The following is a 19,484-nucleotide window of genomic DNA, read 5'->3' as shown; positions in this document are numbered from 1 at the left end:
GGCTGGCAGGCGCGCGGCCGGCCAGGGCGCTGGAGACGGCTGGCCGCCGGATCGAGGCGGGCTCCGCTTCGCCTCGGGGGGCACGGCCAGTCGCGCCGCTCGCTGCACCGCACTGGACATCCCGCGCTGCAGCAACGGCATGGTGCACTGTAGCGCAGGGCTTGTATCAGGGAAAACCCTGAAAGTCGCAATACACTGTTCCGCAAGCAGGACAGTCGTGAGCGTACGGCGTCCAACACGCGCCCTGCACAGCATTTGGCGCCGCGGCCGATTTCGCCAATAATGGGCTCACTGACTGGCATCTGCCATCGCTGCACGAGGGGGCGACCATGCTTCGCGGTCCCGATGCAATTCGTACCATTGCCCTGCTGGGCCATGCGGGGGGCGGCAAGACCTCGCTGATCGAGGCACTGCTGCACCGGGGCGGCGCGCTGCACGCGGCGGGCAGCGTCGAGCGCGGGACCACGGTGTGCGACTCCGACCCGCTCGAACGCAAGTATCACCACTCCCTCACCTCCGCCGTCACCCACCTCGACCACGCCGACACCCGCCTCTACCTGATCGACACCCCGGGCTATCCCGACTTCGCCGGCCTCGCCCTGAGCGCGCTGCCGGCGGTGGAGACCGCCGTCATCGTGATCCATGCGCAGACCGGCGTGGAGATGACCACGCGCCACATGATGGCCTGGGCGGCCGCGCGCAAGCTGTGCCGGCTCATCGTGGTCAACGGCATCGATTGCGACAAGATCGACCTGCCCGCCCTGGTAGCCGACATCCAGGAGGCCTTCGGCAAGGAGTGCCTGCCCATCAACCTGCCGGCGGCCCACGCCGGCCAGGTCGTCGACTGCTTCTTCGATCCGTCCGGCGAGGCGGATTTTCTTTCTGTGGGGTCGGCGCACGACGCGCTGGTCGACCAGGTCATCGAGATCGACCCGGAGCTGATGGAGCGTTACCTGGAGCAGGACCAGGCCATCACGCCCGAGCAGTTGCACGCGCCGTTCGAGCGCGCGCTGCGCGAAGGCCACCTGGTGCCCATCTGCTTCACCTCGGCCGCCAGCGGCGCGGGCATCGCCGAACTGCTCGACGTGTTCGTGCGGCTGCTGCCCAATCCCGCCGAAGGCAACCCCCCGCTGTTCTACCGCGAGGCGAACGGCAAGCGCGAAGCGGTGCGGGCCGAACCCGATCCCGGCAAGCACGTGCTGGCGCATGTCTTCAAGATCGTGGTGGACCCTTATATCGGCAAGCTGGCGCTGTTCCGCATCCACCAGGGCACGGTCGCGCGCGACAGCCAGCTCTACATCGGCGCCGGGCGCCAGCCGTTCAAGGTGTCCCACCTGCTGCTGCTGCAGGGCAAGGAGCACACTGAGGTGCCGCGCGCCGGTCCGGGCGATATCTGCGCGGTGGCGAAGATCGACGAGATCGGCTTCGATGCGGTGCTGCACGACGCCAGCGAGGACGGCGACATCCACCTGGTGCCGCTGGACTTCCCCACGCCGATCTACGGCCTGGCGATCGAGCCCGCGCGGCGCGGCCAGGAACAGCGCCTGGCCGAGGTGATGCAGAAGCTCGGCGCCGAGGATCCCTGCCTGCGCATCGAGCATCCGGCCGACACCAACGAGACGGTGGTGCTGGGCCTGGGCGAGTTCCACCTGCGCTGCCTGCTGGAGCGCCTGACCGAACAGTACAAGCTGGAGGTGGTCACGCGGCCGCCCAAGATCGCCTACCGCGAAACCATCGGCGGCAAGGCCGAGGGCCAGCACCGGCACAAGAAGCAGACCGGCGGTGCCGGACAGTTCGGCGAGGTCATGCTGCGCGTCGAACCGCTGCCGCGCGGCAGCGGCTTCGAGTTCATCGACGCGGTCAAGGGCGGCGCGATTCCGGGCCAGTTCCTGCCGGCTGTCGAAAAAGGCATCCGCCAGGTGCTGGACAGCGGCCCGCTGGCAGGCTTCCCCATGCAGGACGTGCGCGTCACCGTGTACGACGGCAAGAGCCACCCCGTGGACTCGAAGGAGGTCGCCTTCGCCACGGCAGGACGCAAGGCCTTCATCGACGCCGTGCTGAAGGCGCGGCCGAGCGTGCTGGAGCCGATCGTCGACATCGAGGTGCTCACGCCCGAGGCGGCGATGGGCGACATCATCGGCGACCTGTCGGCCAAGCGCGGCCAGGTGCGCGGCACGCGCGGCGCGACCAGCCACAGCGTCGTCGTGATGGGCAAGATCCCGCTGGCCGAACTGAACGACTACCAGACGCGCCTGAACAGCCTGACCGGCGGGCACGGCAGCTACACCATCCAGTTCAGCCACTACGATCCGGTGCCGCCCGCGCAGCAGGACCAGATGGCATCGCGCCACAAGGCCCGCGGCGAAGCGTCGGGCTGAGCGCCTCCGTCGCCTACGCGCGCGGGCGCGGCTGCCGCTGCCGTGGCGGCACCCGCGCCTGCAGGCCCGCCAGGAAGATCTCCCCGGCCCGCTGCGCCAGGGCCCGGTGGTCGATGGGCTCGTCCACGCCGGGTTCGAACTCGATGCGGCCATCGAGGATCAGCAAGGCCAGCCCGTGCGCCAGGCTCCACGCCGCCATCGCCTCGGCGGTCGCCGGCCGCGCGATGTCGAGCGCCTCGATCGCCGTGCGCACTGCGTCCAAGGCGCGGAAGCCCGCCGCGGCGAGCTGGGGATGGTCCGCCTTGCGCAACTCCGGGCCGAACATCAGGCGGTAGATGGCCGGCTCGGCCGCAGCGAACTCGAGATAGGCACGCAGCAGGTCGGCGAAGCGCAGCGCCGCCTTGCGGCGCCGCGGCAGGGCCTCGAAGCGCGCGTGCAGGCGCTCGAAGCCGCGCGCGGCCACGTCTGCCAGCAGCGCGTCCCGGTTCGCGTAATGGCGATAGGGTGCGGCATGCGACACGCCCACGCCGCGCGCCACTTCGCGCAGGCTGACCTCGGCGACGCCGCGTGTCTGCAGGATGCGCTCTGCCTCGGCCCGCAGGGCCGGCTGCAGGTCGCCGTGATGGTAAGGCGCGGCCTTGGCGCGCGACGCGGGTGGATTCATGGAGGCCTCCGGGCCGGGATGTGTGGCACGCAATGCCTGCAGCGGACAGGCCGATTCAAACGCGCGCACTTTGCCGAACCGATGTTGACAGTGCTTACATCGCTAGTTTATGTTGTCGCCGTCAACATGAAAAGCACGGCGGCCACCGCGGCCGGACGCGCGGCGCTGCCGCCGTGGCACATCGTCCACGGATCGCTCCCCAAGCCCTGCGGATACCGCCCCGGAACCAGGAGACAACGCATGGTCAGTCGAAGAACCTTCCTGCGCGCCAGCGCGGGCGCCGTCGGTGCCGCGGGCGCGCTGGTGGTCGGCTGGTCGGTGATGCCGGCGCGCCAGCGTCTGCTGACCGCCGAGCCGCTGCCGCTCGGCCCCGCGCAGGCGGCGCTCAACGGCTGGCTCAAGGTCTCGCCGGACAACACCGTCACGGTGATGATGAGCAAGTCCGAGATGGGCCAGGGGGTGTACACCGGGCTGGCCATGCTGCTGGCCGAGGAACTCGATGCCGACTGGTCGCAAGTGCGCATCGAGCAGTCCCCCATCGACAAGATCTACAACAACGTCGCGGCCACCGTCGACGGCCTGCCCTTCCACCCTGACGACCAGGGTGCGCTCAAGCGCGCGGCCGGATGGATGACCGGCAAGCTGATGCGCGAGATCGGCGTCATGATGACCGGCGGCTCCTCCAGCATCAAGGACCTGTGGCTGCCCATGCGCGAAGCCGGCGCCTCGGCGCGCGCCATGCTGGTAGGCGCCGCTGCCGCGCAGTGGCAGGTGCCCGCGCAGGAGTGCCGCGCCGAATCGGGCAAGGTGCTGCACGGCTCCGGCCGCAGCGCTACCTTCGGTGAACTGGCGGCGCTGGCCGCGCAGCAGCCGCGTCCGGACAAGGTGGCACTGAAGGAGCCCGCGCGCTTCAAGCTGGTCGGCCAGCCGCTGCATCGCATCGAGGCCGCCGCCAAGCTCGACGGCTCGGCCCGCTTCGGCATCGACGCCGCACCCGACGGCCTGCTCTACGCCAGCGTCGCCATGTGCCCCACGCTGGGCGGCAAGGCGGCGCGCTTCGACGGCGCCGCCGCGGCGCGCCTGCCGGGGGTGCACAAGGTGCTGGCGGTCGAGCCTTACCACGGCGGCAGCGGCGGCGTGGCGGTCATCGCCGACACGCCCTGGCACGCCATGCGCGCGCTCAAGCAGGTCACGGTCGAATGGGACCACGGCGCGGCCGCCAGCACGTCCAGCGACGCCATCTTCACCCAGCTGGCGGCCACGCTCGACAAGGCCGACGGCCACGCCTACTTCAGCCGCGGCGACGTCGACGGCGCGCTGGCCGGCGCCGCGCGCAAGGTCAGCGCCGAGTACCGCGCGCCCTACCTGGCACACGCGGCGATGGAGCCGGTCAACTGCACCGTGCAGGCGCAAGACGGCGCCGCCACGGTGTGGGCCTCGACCCAGGTGCCGGGCATCGCACGCGACCACGTGGCCAAGGTGCTGGGCATCGCCGCCGACAAGGTCGACCTGCGCGTGCAATTGCTCGGCGGCGGCTTCGGCCGGCGCCTGGAGGCCGACTACGTGGCGCAGGCCGCCGCCATCGCGCGCGCCATGCCCGGGCGGCCCGTGCAGACCATCTGGTCGCGCGAGGAAGACACCCGCCATGACTTCTACCGCCCTGCCTGCGTCTCGCGCTTCCAGGCCGGGCTCGATGCCGACGGCAAGCTGGTGGCCTGGCGCAACACCTCGGCGGGCCAGGCCATCATGCCCAATGTGCTCAAGCGCAGCTTCGGCCTGCCCGGCGCGGGTCCGGACAAGACCACGTCCGAGGGCGCCTTCGACCAGCCCTACGAGTGGCCCAACGCGCGCATCGCCCACGAAATCGTCGACCTGCCGGTACCGGTCGGCTTCTGGCGCTCGGTCGGCCATTCGCACCAGGCCTTCTTCAAGGAGAGCTTCCTCGACGAAGTGGCGGCGGCGGCGGGCCAGGATCCGGTCGCCTTCCGCGCCGCGCTGCTGGCGCAGCATCCGCGCCACCTGGCCGTGCTGCGGCGGGCCGCCGCGCTGGCCGACTGGGGCAAGCCGCTGGCGCCGGCCGATGACGGCAGCCCGCGCGCGCGCGGCGTCGCCCTGCACCAGTCCTTCGGCTCCATCGTGGCGCAGGTGGCCGAGGTTTCGCTCGGCCAGGACCAGGGCCAAGGCAAGCGCATCCGCGTGCATCGTGTGGTGTGCGTGGTGGATTGCGGCACGCCGGTCAACCCGAACCTGATCCGCCAGCAGATGGAGAGCGCCATCCTGTTCGGTCTGTCGGCCGCCCTCCATGGCGAAATCAAGGTGGTCGACGGCCAGGTGCAGCAGAGCAACTTCCACGACTACCCCGTGCTGCGTATGCACGAATGCCCGCGCATCGAGACCGAGATCATGTCCAGCCAGGACGCTCCCGAAGGCGTGGGCGAACCGGGCACGCCACCCATCGCGCCGGCCGTCGCCAACGCGCTGTTCGCCTTGACCGGCCAACGCCAGCGCGCCCTGCCGCTGCGGCCGGCCTGACCAGCGCAGATACCGCGCAGACTCCCGCCATCACGGCCCATCCCGACCGGAGACCGACATGCCCACCCTGAAGATCAACGGCAAGGCCGTTGACGTGCAGGCCGAAGCCGATACCCCCCTGCTGTGGGTGCTGCGCGGCGAACTCAAGATGACCGGCACCAAGTTCGGTTGCGGCATGGCGCTGTGCGGCGCCTGCACGGTCCACCTGGACGGCGCGCCGGTACGCGCCTGCGTGACCCCGCTGAGCGCGGTCGGCAACCAGGAGATCACCACCATCGAAGGGCTGCAGGGTCCGCAGGCGCAGGCGCTCAGAGCCGCCTGGACGGAACTCGACGTGGTGCAGTGCGGTTATTGCCAGAGCGGCCAACTGATGTCGGCCTGCGCCTTGCTGAAGCAGACGCCGCGGCCCACCGACGCGGACATCGATGCCGCCATGTCGGGCAATATCTGCCGCTGCGGCACATATCCGCGCATCCGCGCGGCGATCCACCGCGCCGCGGCAAAGCCGGAGGGCTGAACCCTCATACCATGGTCTGAGCCCGCTAAACCCATGCCCTAGGAAGTCTGCCCGCAAGCACAGCGGCGTCGATGCCCGCTTCGCTCTAAGCTGTGACTGGCAGACCGCGCCGGCTCCCTGACCCTCGGCCGCTGCATCCGTACCGCACAGAGGATAGCGATGACCGAGACCACCAGCCTTCAGTTGATCCGACTGCGCGCGGCCGTCCATGCCAACGGACAGGACGCCGCCCTCTGGCGCTGGTTCTCGGACCAGATGGAAGAGCGGCGGCTGTCCTGCGAGCGTGTGCAGGGATACTGGTCGATCCGCATCGCCGGCCGCGAACTGGCCTGCGATCGCTCCTTCGACGCCGCCGTACGTGCGGCCCACGTGCTGAGCCACGCCCTGCGCGCACTGTAGCCAGCGCGCCATCGCGGCACGGACGGCACCTGCCGGCCGCTCTTGCCTGCCGTGCTCCGCCCCGCCACGGGAGGCGGCCGGAGTCCGTACCGCTCAGCGCCCTCAGGCGTGGCAGATGCCGAGTTGCTGCGCCATCAGCACGAGCTCGGCGAAGGTGCGCGCCTTCATCTTGCGCATGGCCTGTCCGCGATGGATCTTCACGGTGACCTCGCTGATCCCCATCCGGCCCGCGACCTGCTTGTTCATCAGGCCGGACACCGCCAGCCCCATGACCTCCGACTCGCGCGGCGTCAGCGTCTCGAAACTGGCGCGCAGCGCCTGCGTGCGCCGCCCCGCCTCGCGCCGGCGGCGGTCCTTGTCGAGCGCCGCCGACACCGCATCGAGCAGGTCCTGGTCGCGAAAGGGCTTGGTCATGAAGTCCTCCGCGCCGGCCTTCATGGCGGCCACCGTCATGGCGATATCGCCATGGCCCGTCATGAAGATGATCGGCACGTGCACGCCCCGCTGCGCCAGGCGCGCCTGCAGGTCCAGCCCGCTCGGGCCACGCAGGCGCACATCGAGCACCAGGCAGCACGGCACGTCCGGCATGGCGAATTCGAGCATCTCCGTGGCCGACCCGAACAGTGCGACCTCCAGCCCGATCGAACGGAACAGGCAGCCCAGCGCCCCACGCAGTGCCGCATCGTCATCGACCACCAGCACCAGGGCGTCATCCCGGGTGCCCGCTTCGGCCGGTTCCAAGTTCTGTCGTGTCACAGCCCCTCCTTCTTCCCCTCGTCGCCGATCCGGCCGCCCCGCGCGGCCGGCTCAGCGCTCTGCAGCGGAATCTACGCCATGCGACCGCCGCTGCCTTGTCAATTTGTGCTGCGCCTTGATCCTGTTTGCGCTTTTTAATCGCAGGCGATGCAATCGCGTGCACAGCACTCTGACCGCCCCATATGGCTTCCTGTCGCCGAGGCTCGCAAGGACGCCGGATCCCCTCCCGCTTCAACAGTCCTCCGATTATAGGTGCCGGAATCTATATTCAAATATTTTGAATAACTCAACCTCAAATATGCCTGAAAAGATACCTGAACCAGCCCTATAGTTGAGCCCATGAACGGGATGAAGCGAAACGCAGACATTCTATAAAACTCAATAACCAATGGCATTGGAGCACATCATGAGCCACATCGTTTCCCGCAGGATCGTTTCCACCCTGCTGCTGTCCCTGGCCGCCCTCACCGCCGCGCCGGGCGCCGGCGCGCGTGAACCGAACGCCGCCGATACCTACGGCTACACCTTCCGCAGCCATGACGTCTACAGCGACGGCGCGCGCAGCGGCAAGCTCGACACATTCACCGACGGGGCGCGCGGCGCCGGCCCGGACCACGGCGATGTGTCCGCCTGATGTGTCCGCCTCGACGGCACACAGGTAATACGAACAGACAATGGCCTCCGGCCACCGCCGGGTTTAGCCTTCCGTGCGGTTGCCAGGCGAGCTTCGACCCGGCACCAGCGCGTATCACGCGCCGCAGCGCGGCGGTGAGCGCACTTTCCGCAAGCAACCCGCGCTGTCCGCCCTGGCGCCTTATCCTGCCAGAGCGGCGCAGTTTCCGCCCCCTCTTACTTCAGGAAGACATCATGTCGAACGCCAAACTCGAAGTCCTGACCCCGCAGAACAGCCAGCTGATCTTCATCGACCAGCAGCCCCAGATGGCGTTCGGCGTCCAGTCGATCGACCGCCAGACCTTGAAGAACAATGTGGTGGGCCTGGCCAAGGCAGGCAAGATCTTCAACATCCCGACCACCATCACCACGGTCGAGAGCGAGTCCTTCTCCGGCTTCACCTACCCGGAACTGCTCGATGTCTTCCCCGGCCAGAAGACCCTGGAACGCAGCTCGATGAACTCCTGGGACGACCAGAAGGTGCGCGACGCCCTGGCCGCCAACGGCCGCAAGAAGATCGTCGTCTCCGGCCTGTGGACCGAGGTCTGCAACCTCACCTTCGCCCTGTCGGCCATGCATGACACCGACTACGAGATCTACATGGTGGCCGACGCCTCCGGCGGCACCAGCAAGGAAGCCCACGACTACGCCATGCAGCGCATGATCCAGGCCGGCGTGGTGCCCGTGACCTGGCAGCAGGTACTGCTCGAATGGCAGCGCGACTGGGCGCACCGCGACACCTACGACGCCGTGATGCAGCTCGTCAAGGAGCACTCCGGCGCCTACGGCATGGGCGTGGACTATGCCTACACCATGGTGCACAAGGCACCCCAGCGCACCGCCACCACCCACGAGTCCATCGCGCCGGTGCCGGCACGCTGATCGCCGCGCCGCCGGCAGCCCACCCCGAAGCACCTCGATGCGCGGGCAAGCCGCGCGGCGGGACATGCAGGCCGCTACGGCTGGCGCCGCCGCGCAGGCGGCGCCACCGGCAAGCCGCAGGCCCGCACCCACCACGCCTCAGGAGCACACAGCATGAGCTACGTCACCGCCAAGGATGGCACCCGCATCTTCTACAAGGACTGGGGCGCCGGCCGCCCCGTAGTGTTCTCGCACGGCTGGCCGCTCAACGCCGACGCCTGGGACGCCCAGATGCTGTTCCTGGTGCAGCACGGCTTCCGCGTGATCGCCCACGACCGCCGCGGCCACGGCCGCTCCGGCCAGCCCGCCCAGGGCAACGACATGGACACCTATGCCGATGACCTGGCGGCGGTGATCGAGGCACTCGACCTGAAGGGCGCGACGCTGGTCGGCCATTCGACCGGCGGCGGCGAGGTAGCGCACTATATCGGGCGGCACGGCACCCGGCGCGTGGCCCAGGCGGTGCTGATCGGCGCGGTGCCGCCGATCATGCTGAAGACCGCGGCCAACCCGGGCGGGCTGCCGATGGACGTGTTCGACGGCATCCGCAAGAACACGGCGGAAAACCGCTCCCAGTTCTTCAAGGACCTGGCGGTCCCCTTCTTCGGCTTCAACCGTCCCGGCGCCAAGGTGTCGCAAGGCACCATCGACGCTTTCTGGGCGCAGGGCATGACCGGTGGCATCCTCGGCCAGTACCTGTGCATCCGCGAGTTCTCCGAGGTGGACTACACGGAGGACCTGAAGAAGATCGACGTGCCGACGCTGATCCTGCACGGCGACGACGACCAGATCGTGCCGATCGATGACGCCGGCAAGCTCAGCGCCAAGATCGTCAAGAACGCCACGCTGAAGATCTATCCCGGCGGCTCGCACGGCATGTGCGTGGTCGACGCGGACAAGGTCAATGCCGACCTGCTGGCCTTCCTGAACGCTTGACGCCCATGCCGTCCCGCGACTCCCAGGCAGGCCGGGACGGCCTGTTTTCGCCCCGACCGGGCCAACCGCAGCTGCCGCTGACACGCCGGCAATTCATCGCCGGCGCCGCCGCCCTCGGCGCGGCAGCCGCCACCAGGACATTCGCCATGAACGCTTCGACGCCTCCGGACCTGATCCTCGTCAACGGCAAGTTCGCCACCCTCGACCCGGCCAACCCGCAGGCCGACGCCGTTGCCATCCGCGATGGCCGCTTCGCCGCGGTCGGCCGCCGCGATGACATCATGCGCCTGGCCGCCAGCTCGACCCAGGTCGTGGACCTCGGCGGCCGGCGCGCCATCCCCGGCTTGATCGACAGCCACATGCACATCATCCGCGGTGGCCTGAACTACAACATGGAACTGCGCTGGGACGGCGTGCGCTCGCTCGCCGATGCCATGCGCATGCTCAAGGAGCAGGTGGCGCGTACCCCCGCGCCGCAATGGGTACGCGTGGTGGGCGGCTTCACCGAGCACCAGTTCGCCGAGAAACGGCTGCCGACCATCGACGAACTGAACGCCGTCGCGCCCGATACCCCGGTCTTCATCCTGCATCTGTACGACCGCGCCATCCTCAACGGCGCGGCACTGCGCGCGGTCGGCTACGCCAAGGACACGCCCAACCCGCCGGGCGGCGAGATCGTGCGCGACGGCAACGGCAATCCGACCGGCCTGCTGCTGGCCAAGCCCAACGCCACCATTCTCTATGCCACGCTGGCCAAGGGCCCCAAGCTGCCGCCCGAGTACCAGAAGAACTCCACGCGCCATTTCATGCGCGAGGTGAACCGGCTCGGGGTGACCGGCGTGATCGACGCCGGCGGCGGCTACCAGAACTACCCCGAGGACTACCAGATCATCGAGGAACTGCACAAGGACGGCCAGTTGACGGTGCGCCTGGCCTACAACCTGTTCACGCAGAAGCCCAAGGAAGAGCTGAGCGACTTCCGCACCTGGTCCGGCCAGGTCAAGCCCGGCCAGGGCGACGACCTGTACCGCCACAACGGCGCGGGCGAGATGCTGGTCTACTCGGCGGCCGACTTCGAGGATTTCCGCGTCGAGCGCCCCGAGATGCCGCCGTCGATGGAGAGCGACCTTGAACCGGTGATCCGCCTGCTGGCCGAGCAGCGCTGGCCGTGGCGCCTGCACGCCACCTACGACGAGACCATCTCGCGCGCGCTCGACGTGTACGAGAAGGTGGCGCGCGACATCCCCTTCGACGGCCTGCACTGGTTCTTCGACCACGCCGAGACCATCAGCGACCGCAACATCGACCGCATCGCCGCGCTGGGCGGCGGCATCGCGGTACAGCACCGCATGGCCTACCAGGGCGAGTACTTCGTCGAGCGCTACGGCGCGCGCGCGGCCGAAGCGACGCCGCCGATCAAGCGCATGCTGGAGCGCGGCGTCAAGGTGGGCGCCGGCACCGACGCCACCCGCGTGGCCTCGTACAACCCCTGGGTCTCGCTGTACTGGCTGACCACGGGCAAGACCGTGGGCGGCATGTCGATGTATCCGCAGGCCAACCTGCTCGACCGCGAAACCGCGCTGCGCCTGTGGACCGAGGCCAACACCTGGTTCTCCTCCGAGGAAGGCAAGAAGGGGCGCATCGCCGTGGGCCAGCTGGCCGACCTCGCAGTGCTGTCCGCCGACTACTTCGCCGTGCCCGGCGACGAGATCCAGGACATCACCTCGGTGATGACGCTGCTGGGCGGCAAGGTGGTGTACGGCGACGGCGACTTCGGCCCGCTCGCGCCGGTGGTGCCGCCGGCCATGCCGGACTGGTCGCCGGTACGCCACGGCGGCGGCTACCAGGGCCGCCCCGGTGCCCTGCGCGACAAGGCCGGGCTGGCGCGCAGCGCGGCAGCCGCCTGCGCCTGCGCCAGCGCCTGCGGCGTGCACGGCCACGCGCACACCTCGGCCCTCGCCGCCAACGTGCCGGCCTCCGACGCGCGCGGCTTCTGGGGCGCGCTGGGCTGCTCCTGCTGGGCCTTCTGAGGGAGCGCGCCATGCCCGACATGACCCTGGACCGCGCCGCCCCGCGCGTGCTGCCCCGCTGGCTGCGCTGGCTCGCCCTGCTGCTGCTGTGCGCGGCCTACCTGCAGGGCGGACTGGTCAAGCTGAGCGACTTCGGCGGCGCCGTGCAGGAGATGCAGCACTTCGGCCTGGCGCCGGCGGCGCCGCTGGCGGCGGCCGTGATCGCGCTGGAGCTGGGCGCCTCGCTGCTGATCCTCAGCGGGCGCTGGCGCTGGCTGGGTGCGCTCGGGCTGGCCGCCTTCACGCTGCTGGCCACCTTCCTGGCCAACCGCTTCTGGGCGGCGCCGCCGGCCGAGCGCTTCGGCCTGGCCAATGCCTTCTTCGAGCATCTCGGGCTGGTGGGCGGCTTCCTGCTGGTGGCGTGGGAGGACTGGCGGCACCGGTCCCCGCCCGGCGGCTGAAGCCGTGGCACCCGCGCCGGCCGCTCTCCCCCGCTGCCCTCCACCTCAACCCATGACACCGTGACATCGAGAACATCATGAAGGTCTACATCGTCTCGCTCGCCGCCGGCATCCTGGTCGGCATCATCTATGCACTGCTGCAGGTGCGCTCGCCCGCCCCGCCCGCGGTCGCCCTGATCGGCCTGCTCGGCATGCTGATCGGCGAACAGGTGGTACCGCCCGTCAAGCGCATGCTGGCCGGCGAGCCCGTCAGCGTGGCGTGGTTCCGCAGCGAATGCGTGCCCAAGATCACCGGCACGCCTGCGCCCACGCTGGTCGCCGCGCGCACCGAAGCCGAAGCATCGCCGGACCAGCCGCCGCCGGCCGCGCGCTGACGCCGGCCTCGCCGTGCGGCGGCGGCGCGCGCCTCAGGCGTCGGGCTGCCATGCCGGCAGCGTGAAGCTGAAGGCCGCGCCGCCCCCCGGCCCTGGCATGCCGTCGGGCCGGGCCGGGGACTCGGCCCAGATGCTGCCGCCATGCGCCGCCAGGATCGAGCGGCAGATCGACAGCCCCATGCCCAGGCCCTCCTTGCGCGTGGTATAGAAGGCGCCGAACAGCTTGCCGATCTGGTCCGCCTCGATCCCCGGCCCGCTGTCTTCGACGCGCAGCCGCACCTTGCCATCGTCCTCGTGCCGCGCGAGGCAGACCAGCAATTCGTGCGCCTGCCCGGGGCATGAAGCCATCGACTGGATGGCATTGACCAACAGGTTGATGATCACCTGCTGCACCTGGATGCGGTCTCCCGCCACGTCGGGCAGGCCCGGCGCTTCGTGCCGCACGATGGCGATGCCGTGCGACTCGGCCTGGTGCCGCACCATCGCCAGGGTCTCGCCGACCAGCTCGCCCAGTGCGAAGGGTTGCCGGCGCACTTCGTCCTTGCGCGCCAGCGCGCGGATGCGGCGGATCACCTCGCTCGCGCGCAGGCCTTCGGCAATCATGCTCTCGACCGCCTGGCGCGCCTCGCCCAGCTCGGGCTGGGGCCGGTCGAGCCAGCGCAGGCAGGCGCCGCCGTAGGTGACGATGCCGGTCAGCGGCTGGTTGACCTCGTGCGCGATCGAGGCAGCCAGCTCGCCCAGCGTGGCCACCCGCGACGCGTGCGCGAGTTCCGCCTGCACCCGTTCGCGCTCCTGGTTCTCCCGCAACAGCTCGTCATAGAGCCGCGCGTTCTCCAGCGAGATGGCGGCCTGCGAGGCCAGCATGGGCAGCAGGCTGATGCGGCGCCCGCCGAACAGGCCGTCGGCCAGGTTGTTCTCCAGGTAGAGCAGCCCCACCAGTTCGCCTTGCTTGACCAGCGCCAGGCAGGCCACCGAGCGCACGCTGCGCGCCCGCACATCGGGATCCTGCCCGTAGCGCGCATGCGCCTTGGCATTGTCGAGGATCAGGTCCGCCCGCACGGCGAGCGCCGCCGCGACGATCGTGCGCGGGTACGGCACCTCTCCCGACGCTTCCCCCGGATCGAGTTCAACCGAAATGCCGGCCGGCTGCGTGGTCGCCAGCGCGGCCAGCCGCAAGCTGCCGCCCTGCCACAGGAACAGCAGTCCGCGCTGTGCGGCGGCATGCTCGAGCGTAGTGGTCAGCAGCGCCTCGATCAAGCGCTCGCGGCGCATCTCGCCGGCCAGCACCTGGGTGGCGCGGATGGCGGTGTCCAGGTCCAGCTGCGCGGCCGGCCCGATATAAGTGGCCGGCAGCTCGGCCGCGCCTGGCACGCTGTCGTGGGCCGCGCTGGCCAGGCCGGAGGCGGTGTTGTCCAAGGCGCGCAGCAGCGCCTCGAGCTTCGCCACCTGGCCTTGCGCGCCCCAGCGTCCGTAGGCATCGACCGCGCGGCGCAGATAGGCCAGTCCGACCGTGGACAAGGCCTGACCGAAACAGCAACGCGCGCACAACTCATAGGCCAACGCTTCCTCGTGCAGCAGGTCCTGCTCGCGCGCCAGCCGTGCGGCCTGTTCGTAGCCCCGCATCGCCTGCAGCACATCCCCGCCCAGGCGCGTCGCCTCGGCCGTGAGCAAGGCGGCACGCGCGCCGAAGTTGACCGGGCTCTGCCGCGCCCAGGCCTCGATGGGTTCCCGGTGCCGGGCCATGGCTGCCATCCGTCCGCTATCGGCGTCGCTTGCCGCGCGCCCGCCCTCCGGCGGCGCCCAGGCCAGCGCCAGTGCACTGAAGAAGTGATAGTCCGCGGCCTCGAGGAAGCCGCTCACCGTCCACAGCCACGGCTCGGCCCGTTCCACCGCTTCCAGCGCGCCGCGCCAGTCATCCAGCGCGAAACACGCCTGCAGCTTGCGGACCCAGTAGCAGCAGGCAGCCACCGCCAGGCGCCTGTCCGCGCCCAGGCGGGCCTCGATTGCCTGCGGCGCAGGCTCGCCGGGCAGAGGCGCCGTCCAGCACGGTGCGCGCCCGCGCAGCACCGCGATATAGCGCGATTGCGCGCCGAGGATATCGTTCACGCGGCCCAGCCGCTGCGCGTGCCCGAAGGCCAGGCCGGCGTTGACCTTGGCCTCCACGTCCGCCAGCGGCTCGGCACCGCTCAGCAACTGGGTCACGAGCCGGTGGCGGCTGTCCCCCGCCAGGTTGACGTCGCCGCTCCGCCTGGCCTCGTCGAAACTGTGTTCGATCAGTTCGCGCCCGCCCTGTAGCGGCTGGGTCCAGGGCAGCAGGAAGGCACCGAAGTGCATCCTGGCCTTGGCGCGCATGCGTCCCGTGCCCTCCCGCTCCGCCAGTTCCACGCCGAGCCGGCCCAGGCGGTAGCCCGACGGGTAGTCGCCCAGGCGCGGCCCGAAGGCCATGCCGAGGTGGACGTAGGCCATGCAGGACGCCTCATCATTGCCGTGCGACAGGCTGATCGATGCCATCCAGGCGGGAATCAGGTCACGCAGGTTGGCATCGAGGCAGGACGCCGGCGACATCATTTCCGTCAGCACGCTCATGGTGGCGCGCCAGGTCGCATCCTGCATGCGCGGCAGACGGGCGAGCGCTTCGAGCGGCCGCCCGCCGAGCAATTGCAGGAAGCGGCGATAGGCCTGCTCCACCTGCCAGTCGGCGCCCGGCAGGAACACCAGTCCCGCGCCGGCCACGAACTCCAGCCCGATCTCGGCTGCCCGGTCCGCCTGGTCCAGCGCCGTATGCACGGCCACACGCAGGCGCGTGATCTCGGCCAGCGACGAAACGTCGGGCGCCCTCCTGGCCAGCGGCTCCAGGATGGCGGCCGCGACAGCCGGCTGCCCGCTGGCGAACTCGCTCTCGGCGCGGCCCTGAGCCAGCGCCAACGCCAGCGCGGGCTCGCGCTCCCACGGCTGCGCGGGCAGGAAGCGCTCGCCGGCAGCGAAATAGGCGCTGGCCGATCGATAGTCGGTGGTGCGCAGCGCGCGCGCGCCGGCCTCCAGGATCAGGCGGGCCGCCGCGATGCGCTCCGCCTCGTCGGTGATGGCCGCCCCGCCCCGCCGGAACTGGTCGGCGGCGGCGAACAGCTTGTCGGCAGGCTCGCGCGCCAGCAGGCGTGCCAGCCGCAGATGCATCAGCGAGCGGCCGGACGCTTCCAGCGCTGCGTAGGCAGCCTCCTGCACGCGGTCGTGCGAGAACAGGAAGCCGTCCCCGGCCGGCACCAGCAGGCCCGCCGCCAGGGCGGGCGCCGCCACCGCCTCCAGGGCGGCACCGTCCTGCGCCGCCTCGCCCGCCGCTTGCGCGGCCTGCCAGGCCAGCCGCGCGGCCATTGGCGAGACGCTGCCGCCCAGGCAAGACAGGGCACCGAGCCATGTGCGCGCCGGCTGCGGCAGCTGGCGCAGTTCCCGGCCCAGCAAGGCCGGCAGGTCGGCCTGCGCGGCGTCGGCGTCGAAGCCACCCGGCACCTCGCCCTCGGGAACGCCACCGCCCTCCGCCGGCAGCAGCTCGGCTCGCTGCAGGGCATAGAGGTAGCGCAGGAAGAACAGCGGGTTGCCCCCGGTCCGGCGTGCCACCAGCCGCGCGATCGCCTGCGCCCGGTCGCTGCCGCAGCCCAGCGTGCCGGCGACCAGCGCGGACAACGCCGCACCATCCAGCGCATCGAGTGCCAGTTCGCCGCGCAGGCCCCCTTGGGCACGCAGTTCCGCCAGCCAGTGGCCGGGTACCGGATCGCCAAGCGCCTCACTGCGGCAGGAGCAGATCACCAGCAAGGGCTGGGCGGGTCCGCGGCGGGCCAGCGCGGCGAAGACCTCGAGGGAGCCCGCATCCATCCATTGCAGGTCGTCCAGCACCACGGTCAGGGGCGGCGCCACGGTGCCGAACACCGCCAGCAGGCGGCGCAGCCTTTGCGCGAAGCGCGCCGCGGTAAGGCCGGCGCGCGGCTCGCGGCCCGCCTGCGGAGGCAGCCAGGCGGCGAACGCCGGCACCACCTCGCTGAACGCGCCCAGGTCGTCGCCCAGTGCAGCCGCCATGGCCGCCGCCCAGCCCTGGCGCCGCGCCTGCGCCGAATCGCAGGACTGGCGCGCGAGGTCGGCACAGATTTCCGCCACCGCCGCCAGCGGAGTGCCGCCACGTTGCGGATGCGCCTTCGCCCGTGCCACCACGCCGCCGGCGGCTTCCTGTGCACGGCAGAAGGCGCCGATCAGCGCGGACTTGCCGATGCCCGCCCGCCCCGTCACCAGCACCGTGGACAGCGCCGGTGCCGGCACGCCCGGCGCCATCGCCGCGTGCTGCAGCCTGCGCAGGGCTTCGAGTTCGCGCCCGCGTCCGTACAGCCCGTACAGCCCGGCCGGCGCGGCGGTATCGCCATCGGCCTCGGCACAAGCCGGCAGCCCGCTGCCGCTGCGCCAGGCATTGCGGCAGGCCCTGAGATCGGCGAGCAGGGCATGCGCGCCGGCATGGCGCTCGGCCGGTGCCTTCGCCAGCAAGCGCATCACGATGGCCGACAGTTCCCAAGGGACGCCGGCCTGGCGCTCGGCGGGCGCCAGCGGCTGCCGGGCAAGATGACTGTGGACCCAGCCGACGGGCTCGTCGGCCTCCAGCGGCAGCACACCGGTCAGCATCTGGTAGAAGACCACGCCGAGCGCGTACAGGTCGGCGCGCGCGTCGACCGGCATGCCGCCCCGGCCCGCCCGCTCCGGCGCCATGTAGGCCAGCGTGCCGGCCAGCATCGGCGCCGCCGGCCGCGTGCGGATCGTGGCGGCGGCGCCCGCGATGCCGAAACCCGTGAGCCACGCCCGCTGCCGGTCCGGCGCCACCAGCAGGTGGGCCGGCTTGATATCCAGGTGCACCAGGCCGGCGTCGTGCATGGCCGCCAGGGCTTCGGTCACGGCGATGGCGATATCGAGGCAATCGGGCACAGGCAGCGGCCCGCCCATCGACAGGGCCAGCGGCATGCCGCCGGCATCGGCGGCAACCAGCGCGGGCCGGCCATCGAAGCGCGTCAGCGCAGCCGGCACCACCGCCCACTGCGGGCGCAGCACGGCTTGCAGTGAGTACTCGTGCTCGAAGCGGCGCTGTACCGCGCCGGCGTCCGCGGCCGCACCGGCCACGGCCAGCAGCACGGGCTCGCATCCCGGCGCGGTCCCGCGCAGGAAAGCGATTTCGCCATCCAGCAAGTAGCTGAGCCGGTAGTGATGCAAGGGATTCATCGGGGATTGGGAAATACGTGATATCGGCGCCGGGTACGCCACGTCCGGCGCGGCCCAGTATAGCCGCGGGCGCGGCCGGCATCCGCCCACGCCGCACAATACCTACGTATGATTCCACCTGCCCGGCGCCGGCGCTAGGCTGAGTCCAATGCGCGCAATGCGAGCGCCGGCGTCCGTGCGGCGGGCTCCGGCCGCCCTCGCGACTAACAAGGAAGGCCACGTGACCGCAACCCCGGTGATCGCCATCGTGGACGACGACGTCTCCGTAAGACAAGCACTGGGGAGCCTGCTGCGCTCCTTCAACCTGGCCGTCGAGCTGTACGCGAGCGGCCCCGACCTGCTGCGCTCGCCCGGATTGGATGCCATCCGCTGCCTGGTCACGGATGTGCAGATGCCCGCGATGAGCGGCTTCGCGCTGCACGCCGAACTGCGCGCGCGCGGGCTCGACATCCCGGCGGTCTTCATGACGGCCTTCCCGGAAGCGCGTTACCGCGAGCGTGCGAAAGAGCTCGACGGTTGCGGCTTCCTCAGCAAACCCTTCCTCGATATCGACATGATCCGCTGCGTCGAGCAGGCACTCGCCCGTCAGCGCGGCGCCGGGCGCGCCGGCTGAAGTGCGCCCCCCGCCCCGCTCAGGCGCACACCTGACGGCGCCAGTTGCCCGGCGCCGCGCCGACCGTACGCGAGAACACGCGCGTGAAATGGCTCTGGTCGGCAAAGCCGCAGGCGACAGCCACCTGGGCCAGCGGCAGCCGGGAATCGCGCAGCAGCGCACAGGCATGTTCGAGCCGCTGCGCCATCAGCCATTGGTGAGGCGTCTGGCCGGTCGAGGCATGGAAGGCGCGCGTGAAATGGCTGCGCGACAAGCCGCAGGCATCCGCCACATCGGCGACCGACAGGTCACCGGCGATGTTGGCCGCCAGCATTTCCTTGGCCTTGGCCAGGCAGCGCGGCGCCAGGCGCCTGGCCGCAGCCGCCGCGGCAGCGCCCGCCTCGCCGTAGCGCCCGAGCAGATGGGTGCCGACGGCCAGACCGAGCTGGTCGATGAACAGCCGCTGCGCGTGCGACGGCTGCTGCAGCGCGGGCACCAGCGCCCGCGCCAGATGAGCCAGCACCGGGTCGGGCTCGCCCGCCACGGCGCGCAGCCCGTGCAGCGAGGCCTGCCCCAGCTCGGTGCCGGTGCGCTCGATGAAGGGGCGCGGCAGTTCGATCAGGATGAAGTCGAAGCCGTTGTCGAAGTCTGCCTTGTAGTCCTCGCCCAGGCTGCGCACATAGACCGAGCCGGCGGCGAATTCGTGCGTCCGTCCGCGGCGGCCGTCGAAGATGCGGCGGCGGTGTCCCTCGCGCAAGGACACGCCGACGAGAAAACCGCGCGGCGCTGCCGGCATCACCACCTGGCTAGCCCCCTCGCCGGCCGTGCGCTTGCGGTGGAAGCGGACGTCGCTGCCCACCAGTTCCTGGTCGTCGGCGAGCTTGTCACCGGCGCAACCGAAGGCGTCGAGTGGACAGGATGTCGCGCCATTGCTATTGGCAGGGCTTGGGCTTGTGTCGATATGCATGGATCAGGGAGAGGCTCGCCGAGGAAAGCGCGCGCGGCTCGCCTGAGCATAGCAGGCGA

At 70.7% G+C, this 19,484-nt stretch carries 15 protein-coding genes; 11 read left to right on the top strand and 4 right to left on the bottom strand.

Annotated elements, in window-relative coordinates:
- Nucleotides 1-329: 329 nt before the first annotated feature.
- The gene (fusA, locus tag BKK80_RS09555) at nucleotides 330-2,378 is read left to right on the top strand and encodes an elongation factor G (protein WP_071069213.1); all 2,049 of its coding nucleotides are present in this window, start codon (nucleotides 330-332) and stop codon (nucleotides 2,376-2,378) included.
- A 13-nt stretch (nucleotides 2,379-2,391) separates the two neighbouring features.
- Here the strand turns inward: fusA and BKK80_RS09550 are convergent, their stop codons facing one another.
- Nucleotides 2,392-3,042, bottom strand: a complete 651-nt coding sequence (locus tag BKK80_RS09550; protein WP_071012301.1) for a TetR/AcrR family transcriptional regulator — start codon at nucleotides 3,040-3,042, stop codon at nucleotides 2,392-2,394.
- Nucleotides 3,043-3,282: 240 nt separating this feature from the next.
- Between BKK80_RS09550 and BKK80_RS09545 the strand changes: the two genes are divergently transcribed.
- The 3 genes from BKK80_RS09545 to BKK80_RS09535 all read left to right on the top strand — a co-directional run bounded on the left by BKK80_RS09545 (nucleotide 3,283) and on the right by BKK80_RS09535 (nucleotide 6,490).
- Nucleotides 3,283-5,574 (top strand): xanthine dehydrogenase family protein molybdopterin-binding subunit, encoded by a 2,292-nt coding sequence (locus BKK80_RS09545; protein WP_071069211.1) that lies wholly within the window; start codon nucleotides 3,283-3,285, stop codon nucleotides 5,572-5,574.
- A 58-nt stretch (nucleotides 5,575-5,632) separates the two neighbouring features.
- Entirely contained in the window at nucleotides 5,633-6,091 is a 459-nt protein-coding gene (locus BKK80_RS09540) for a (2Fe-2S)-binding protein (RefSeq protein WP_071037133.1), read from the top strand.
- 159 nt (nucleotides 6,092-6,250) lie between these two features.
- The gene (locus tag BKK80_RS09535) at nucleotides 6,251-6,490 is read left to right on the top strand and encodes a hypothetical protein (RefSeq protein WP_071012296.1); all 240 of its coding nucleotides are present in this window, start codon (nucleotides 6,251-6,253) and stop codon (nucleotides 6,488-6,490) included.
- A gap of 102 nt (nucleotides 6,491-6,592) precedes the next feature.
- On the opposite strand, the gene BKK80_RS09530 is transcribed toward BKK80_RS09535, so the two are convergent.
- Complete coding sequence (locus BKK80_RS09530; RefSeq protein ID WP_071069209.1) at nucleotides 6,593-7,246, bottom strand: response regulator transcription factor; 654 nt, start codon at nucleotides 7,244-7,246, stop codon at nucleotides 6,593-6,595.
- A 406-nt stretch (nucleotides 7,247-7,652) separates the two neighbouring features.
- Between BKK80_RS09530 and BKK80_RS09525 the strand changes: the two genes are divergently transcribed.
- The 6 genes from BKK80_RS09525 to BKK80_RS09500 all read left to right on the top strand — a co-directional run bounded on the left by BKK80_RS09525 (nucleotide 7,653) and on the right by BKK80_RS09500 (nucleotide 12,619).
- Entirely contained in the window at nucleotides 7,653-7,880 is a 228-nt protein-coding gene (locus BKK80_RS09525) for a hypothetical protein (protein WP_071012292.1), read from the top strand.
- A 233-nt stretch (nucleotides 7,881-8,113) separates the two neighbouring features.
- Complete coding sequence (locus BKK80_RS09520; RefSeq protein ID WP_071012291.1) at nucleotides 8,114-8,800, top strand: hydrolase; 687 nt, start codon at nucleotides 8,114-8,116, stop codon at nucleotides 8,798-8,800.
- A 153-nt stretch (nucleotides 8,801-8,953) separates the two neighbouring features.
- Complete coding sequence (locus tag BKK80_RS09515) at nucleotides 8,954-9,775, top strand: alpha/beta fold hydrolase (RefSeq protein WP_071037134.1); 822 nt, start codon at nucleotides 8,954-8,956, stop codon at nucleotides 9,773-9,775.
- Between the two features lie 146 nt (nucleotides 9,776-9,921).
- On the top strand, nucleotides 9,922-11,805 hold the full coding sequence (locus BKK80_RS09510; protein ID WP_198173311.1) for an amidohydrolase: 1,884 nt from the start codon (nucleotides 9,922-9,924) through the stop codon (nucleotides 11,803-11,805).
- Nucleotides 11,806-11,816: 11 nt separating this feature from the next.
- A complete protein-coding gene (locus BKK80_RS09505; protein ID WP_071012287.1) occupies nucleotides 11,817-12,245 on the top strand; it encodes a DoxX family protein in 429 nt (142 codons plus the stop codon).
- 77 nt (nucleotides 12,246-12,322) lie between these two features.
- Nucleotides 12,323-12,619, top strand: coding sequence for a XapX domain-containing protein (locus BKK80_RS09500; RefSeq protein WP_071012286.1), 297 nt, complete (start codon nucleotides 12,323-12,325; stop codon nucleotides 12,617-12,619).
- Between the two features lie 33 nt (nucleotides 12,620-12,652).
- Here the strand turns inward: BKK80_RS09500 and BKK80_RS09495 are convergent, their stop codons facing one another.
- Nucleotides 12,653-17,866 carry an AAA family ATPase gene (locus BKK80_RS09495; protein WP_071069207.1) on the bottom strand — a complete coding sequence of 1,738 codons (5,214 nt, stop codon included), beginning with the start codon at nucleotides 17,864-17,866 and terminating at the stop codon, nucleotides 12,653-12,655.
- A gap of 220 nt (nucleotides 17,867-18,086) precedes the next feature.
- Here BKK80_RS09495 and BKK80_RS09490 point away from each other — a divergent pair, with 220 nt between their 5' ends.
- A complete protein-coding gene (locus BKK80_RS09490) occupies nucleotides 18,087-18,479 on the top strand; it encodes a response regulator transcription factor (protein WP_071012283.1) in 393 nt (130 codons plus the stop codon).
- A gap of 19 nt (nucleotides 18,480-18,498) precedes the next feature.
- Here the strand turns inward: BKK80_RS09490 and BKK80_RS09485 are convergent, their stop codons facing one another.
- Complete coding sequence (locus tag BKK80_RS09485; protein ID WP_071012281.1) at nucleotides 18,499-19,425, bottom strand: AraC family transcriptional regulator; 927 nt, start codon at nucleotides 19,423-19,425, stop codon at nucleotides 18,499-18,501.
- Between the last annotated feature and the right edge of the window lie 59 nt (nucleotides 19,426-19,484).

The organism is Cupriavidus malaysiensis (assembly GCF_001854325.1).
GTDB classification, from domain to species: Bacteria; Pseudomonadota; Gammaproteobacteria; order Burkholderiales; family Burkholderiaceae; genus Cupriavidus; species Cupriavidus malaysiensis.
This window is presented reverse-complemented; position numbering and strand designations above follow the sequence as displayed.

What these genes read in the sequence shown, in the direction of transcription:
- fusA (WP_071069213.1), top strand. Translation starts at nt 330, where the DNA reads ATGCTTCGCGGTCCCGATGCAATTCGTACCATTGCCCTGCTGGGCCAT.
- BKK80_RS09550 (WP_071012301.1), bottom strand. Translation starts at nt 3,042, where the DNA reads ATGAATCCACCCGCGTCGCGCGCCAAGGCCGCGCCTTACCATCACGGC.
- BKK80_RS09545 (WP_071069211.1), top strand. Translation starts at nt 3,283, where the DNA reads ATGGTCAGTCGAAGAACCTTCCTGCGCGCCAGCGCGGGCGCCGTCGGT.
- BKK80_RS09540 (WP_071037133.1), top strand. Translation starts at nt 5,633, where the DNA reads ATGCCCACCCTGAAGATCAACGGCAAGGCCGTTGACGTGCAGGCCGAA.
- BKK80_RS09535 (WP_071012296.1), top strand. Translation starts at nt 6,251, where the DNA reads ATGACCGAGACCACCAGCCTTCAGTTGATCCGACTGCGCGCGGCCGTC.
- BKK80_RS09525 (WP_071012292.1), top strand. Translation starts at nt 7,653, where the DNA reads ATGAGCCACATCGTTTCCCGCAGGATCGTTTCCACCCTGCTGCTGTCC.
- BKK80_RS09520 (WP_071012291.1), top strand. Translation starts at nt 8,114, where the DNA reads ATGTCGAACGCCAAACTCGAAGTCCTGACCCCGCAGAACAGCCAGCTG.
- BKK80_RS09515 (WP_071037134.1), top strand. Translation starts at nt 8,954, where the DNA reads ATGAGCTACGTCACCGCCAAGGATGGCACCCGCATCTTCTACAAGGAC.
- BKK80_RS09510 (WP_198173311.1), top strand. Translation starts at nt 9,922, where the DNA reads ATGAACGCTTCGACGCCTCCGGACCTGATCCTCGTCAACGGCAAGTTC.
- BKK80_RS09505 (WP_071012287.1), top strand. Translation starts at nt 11,817, where the DNA reads ATGCCCGACATGACCCTGGACCGCGCCGCCCCGCGCGTGCTGCCCCGC.
- BKK80_RS09500 (WP_071012286.1), top strand. Translation starts at nt 12,323, where the DNA reads ATGAAGGTCTACATCGTCTCGCTCGCCGCCGGCATCCTGGTCGGCATC.
- BKK80_RS09495 (WP_071069207.1), bottom strand. Translation starts at nt 17,866, where the DNA reads ATGAATCCCTTGCATCACTACCGGCTCAGCTACTTGCTGGATGGCGAA.
- BKK80_RS09485 (WP_071012281.1), bottom strand. Translation starts at nt 19,425, where the DNA reads ATGCATATCGACACAAGCCCAAGCCCTGCCAATAGCAATGGCGCGACA.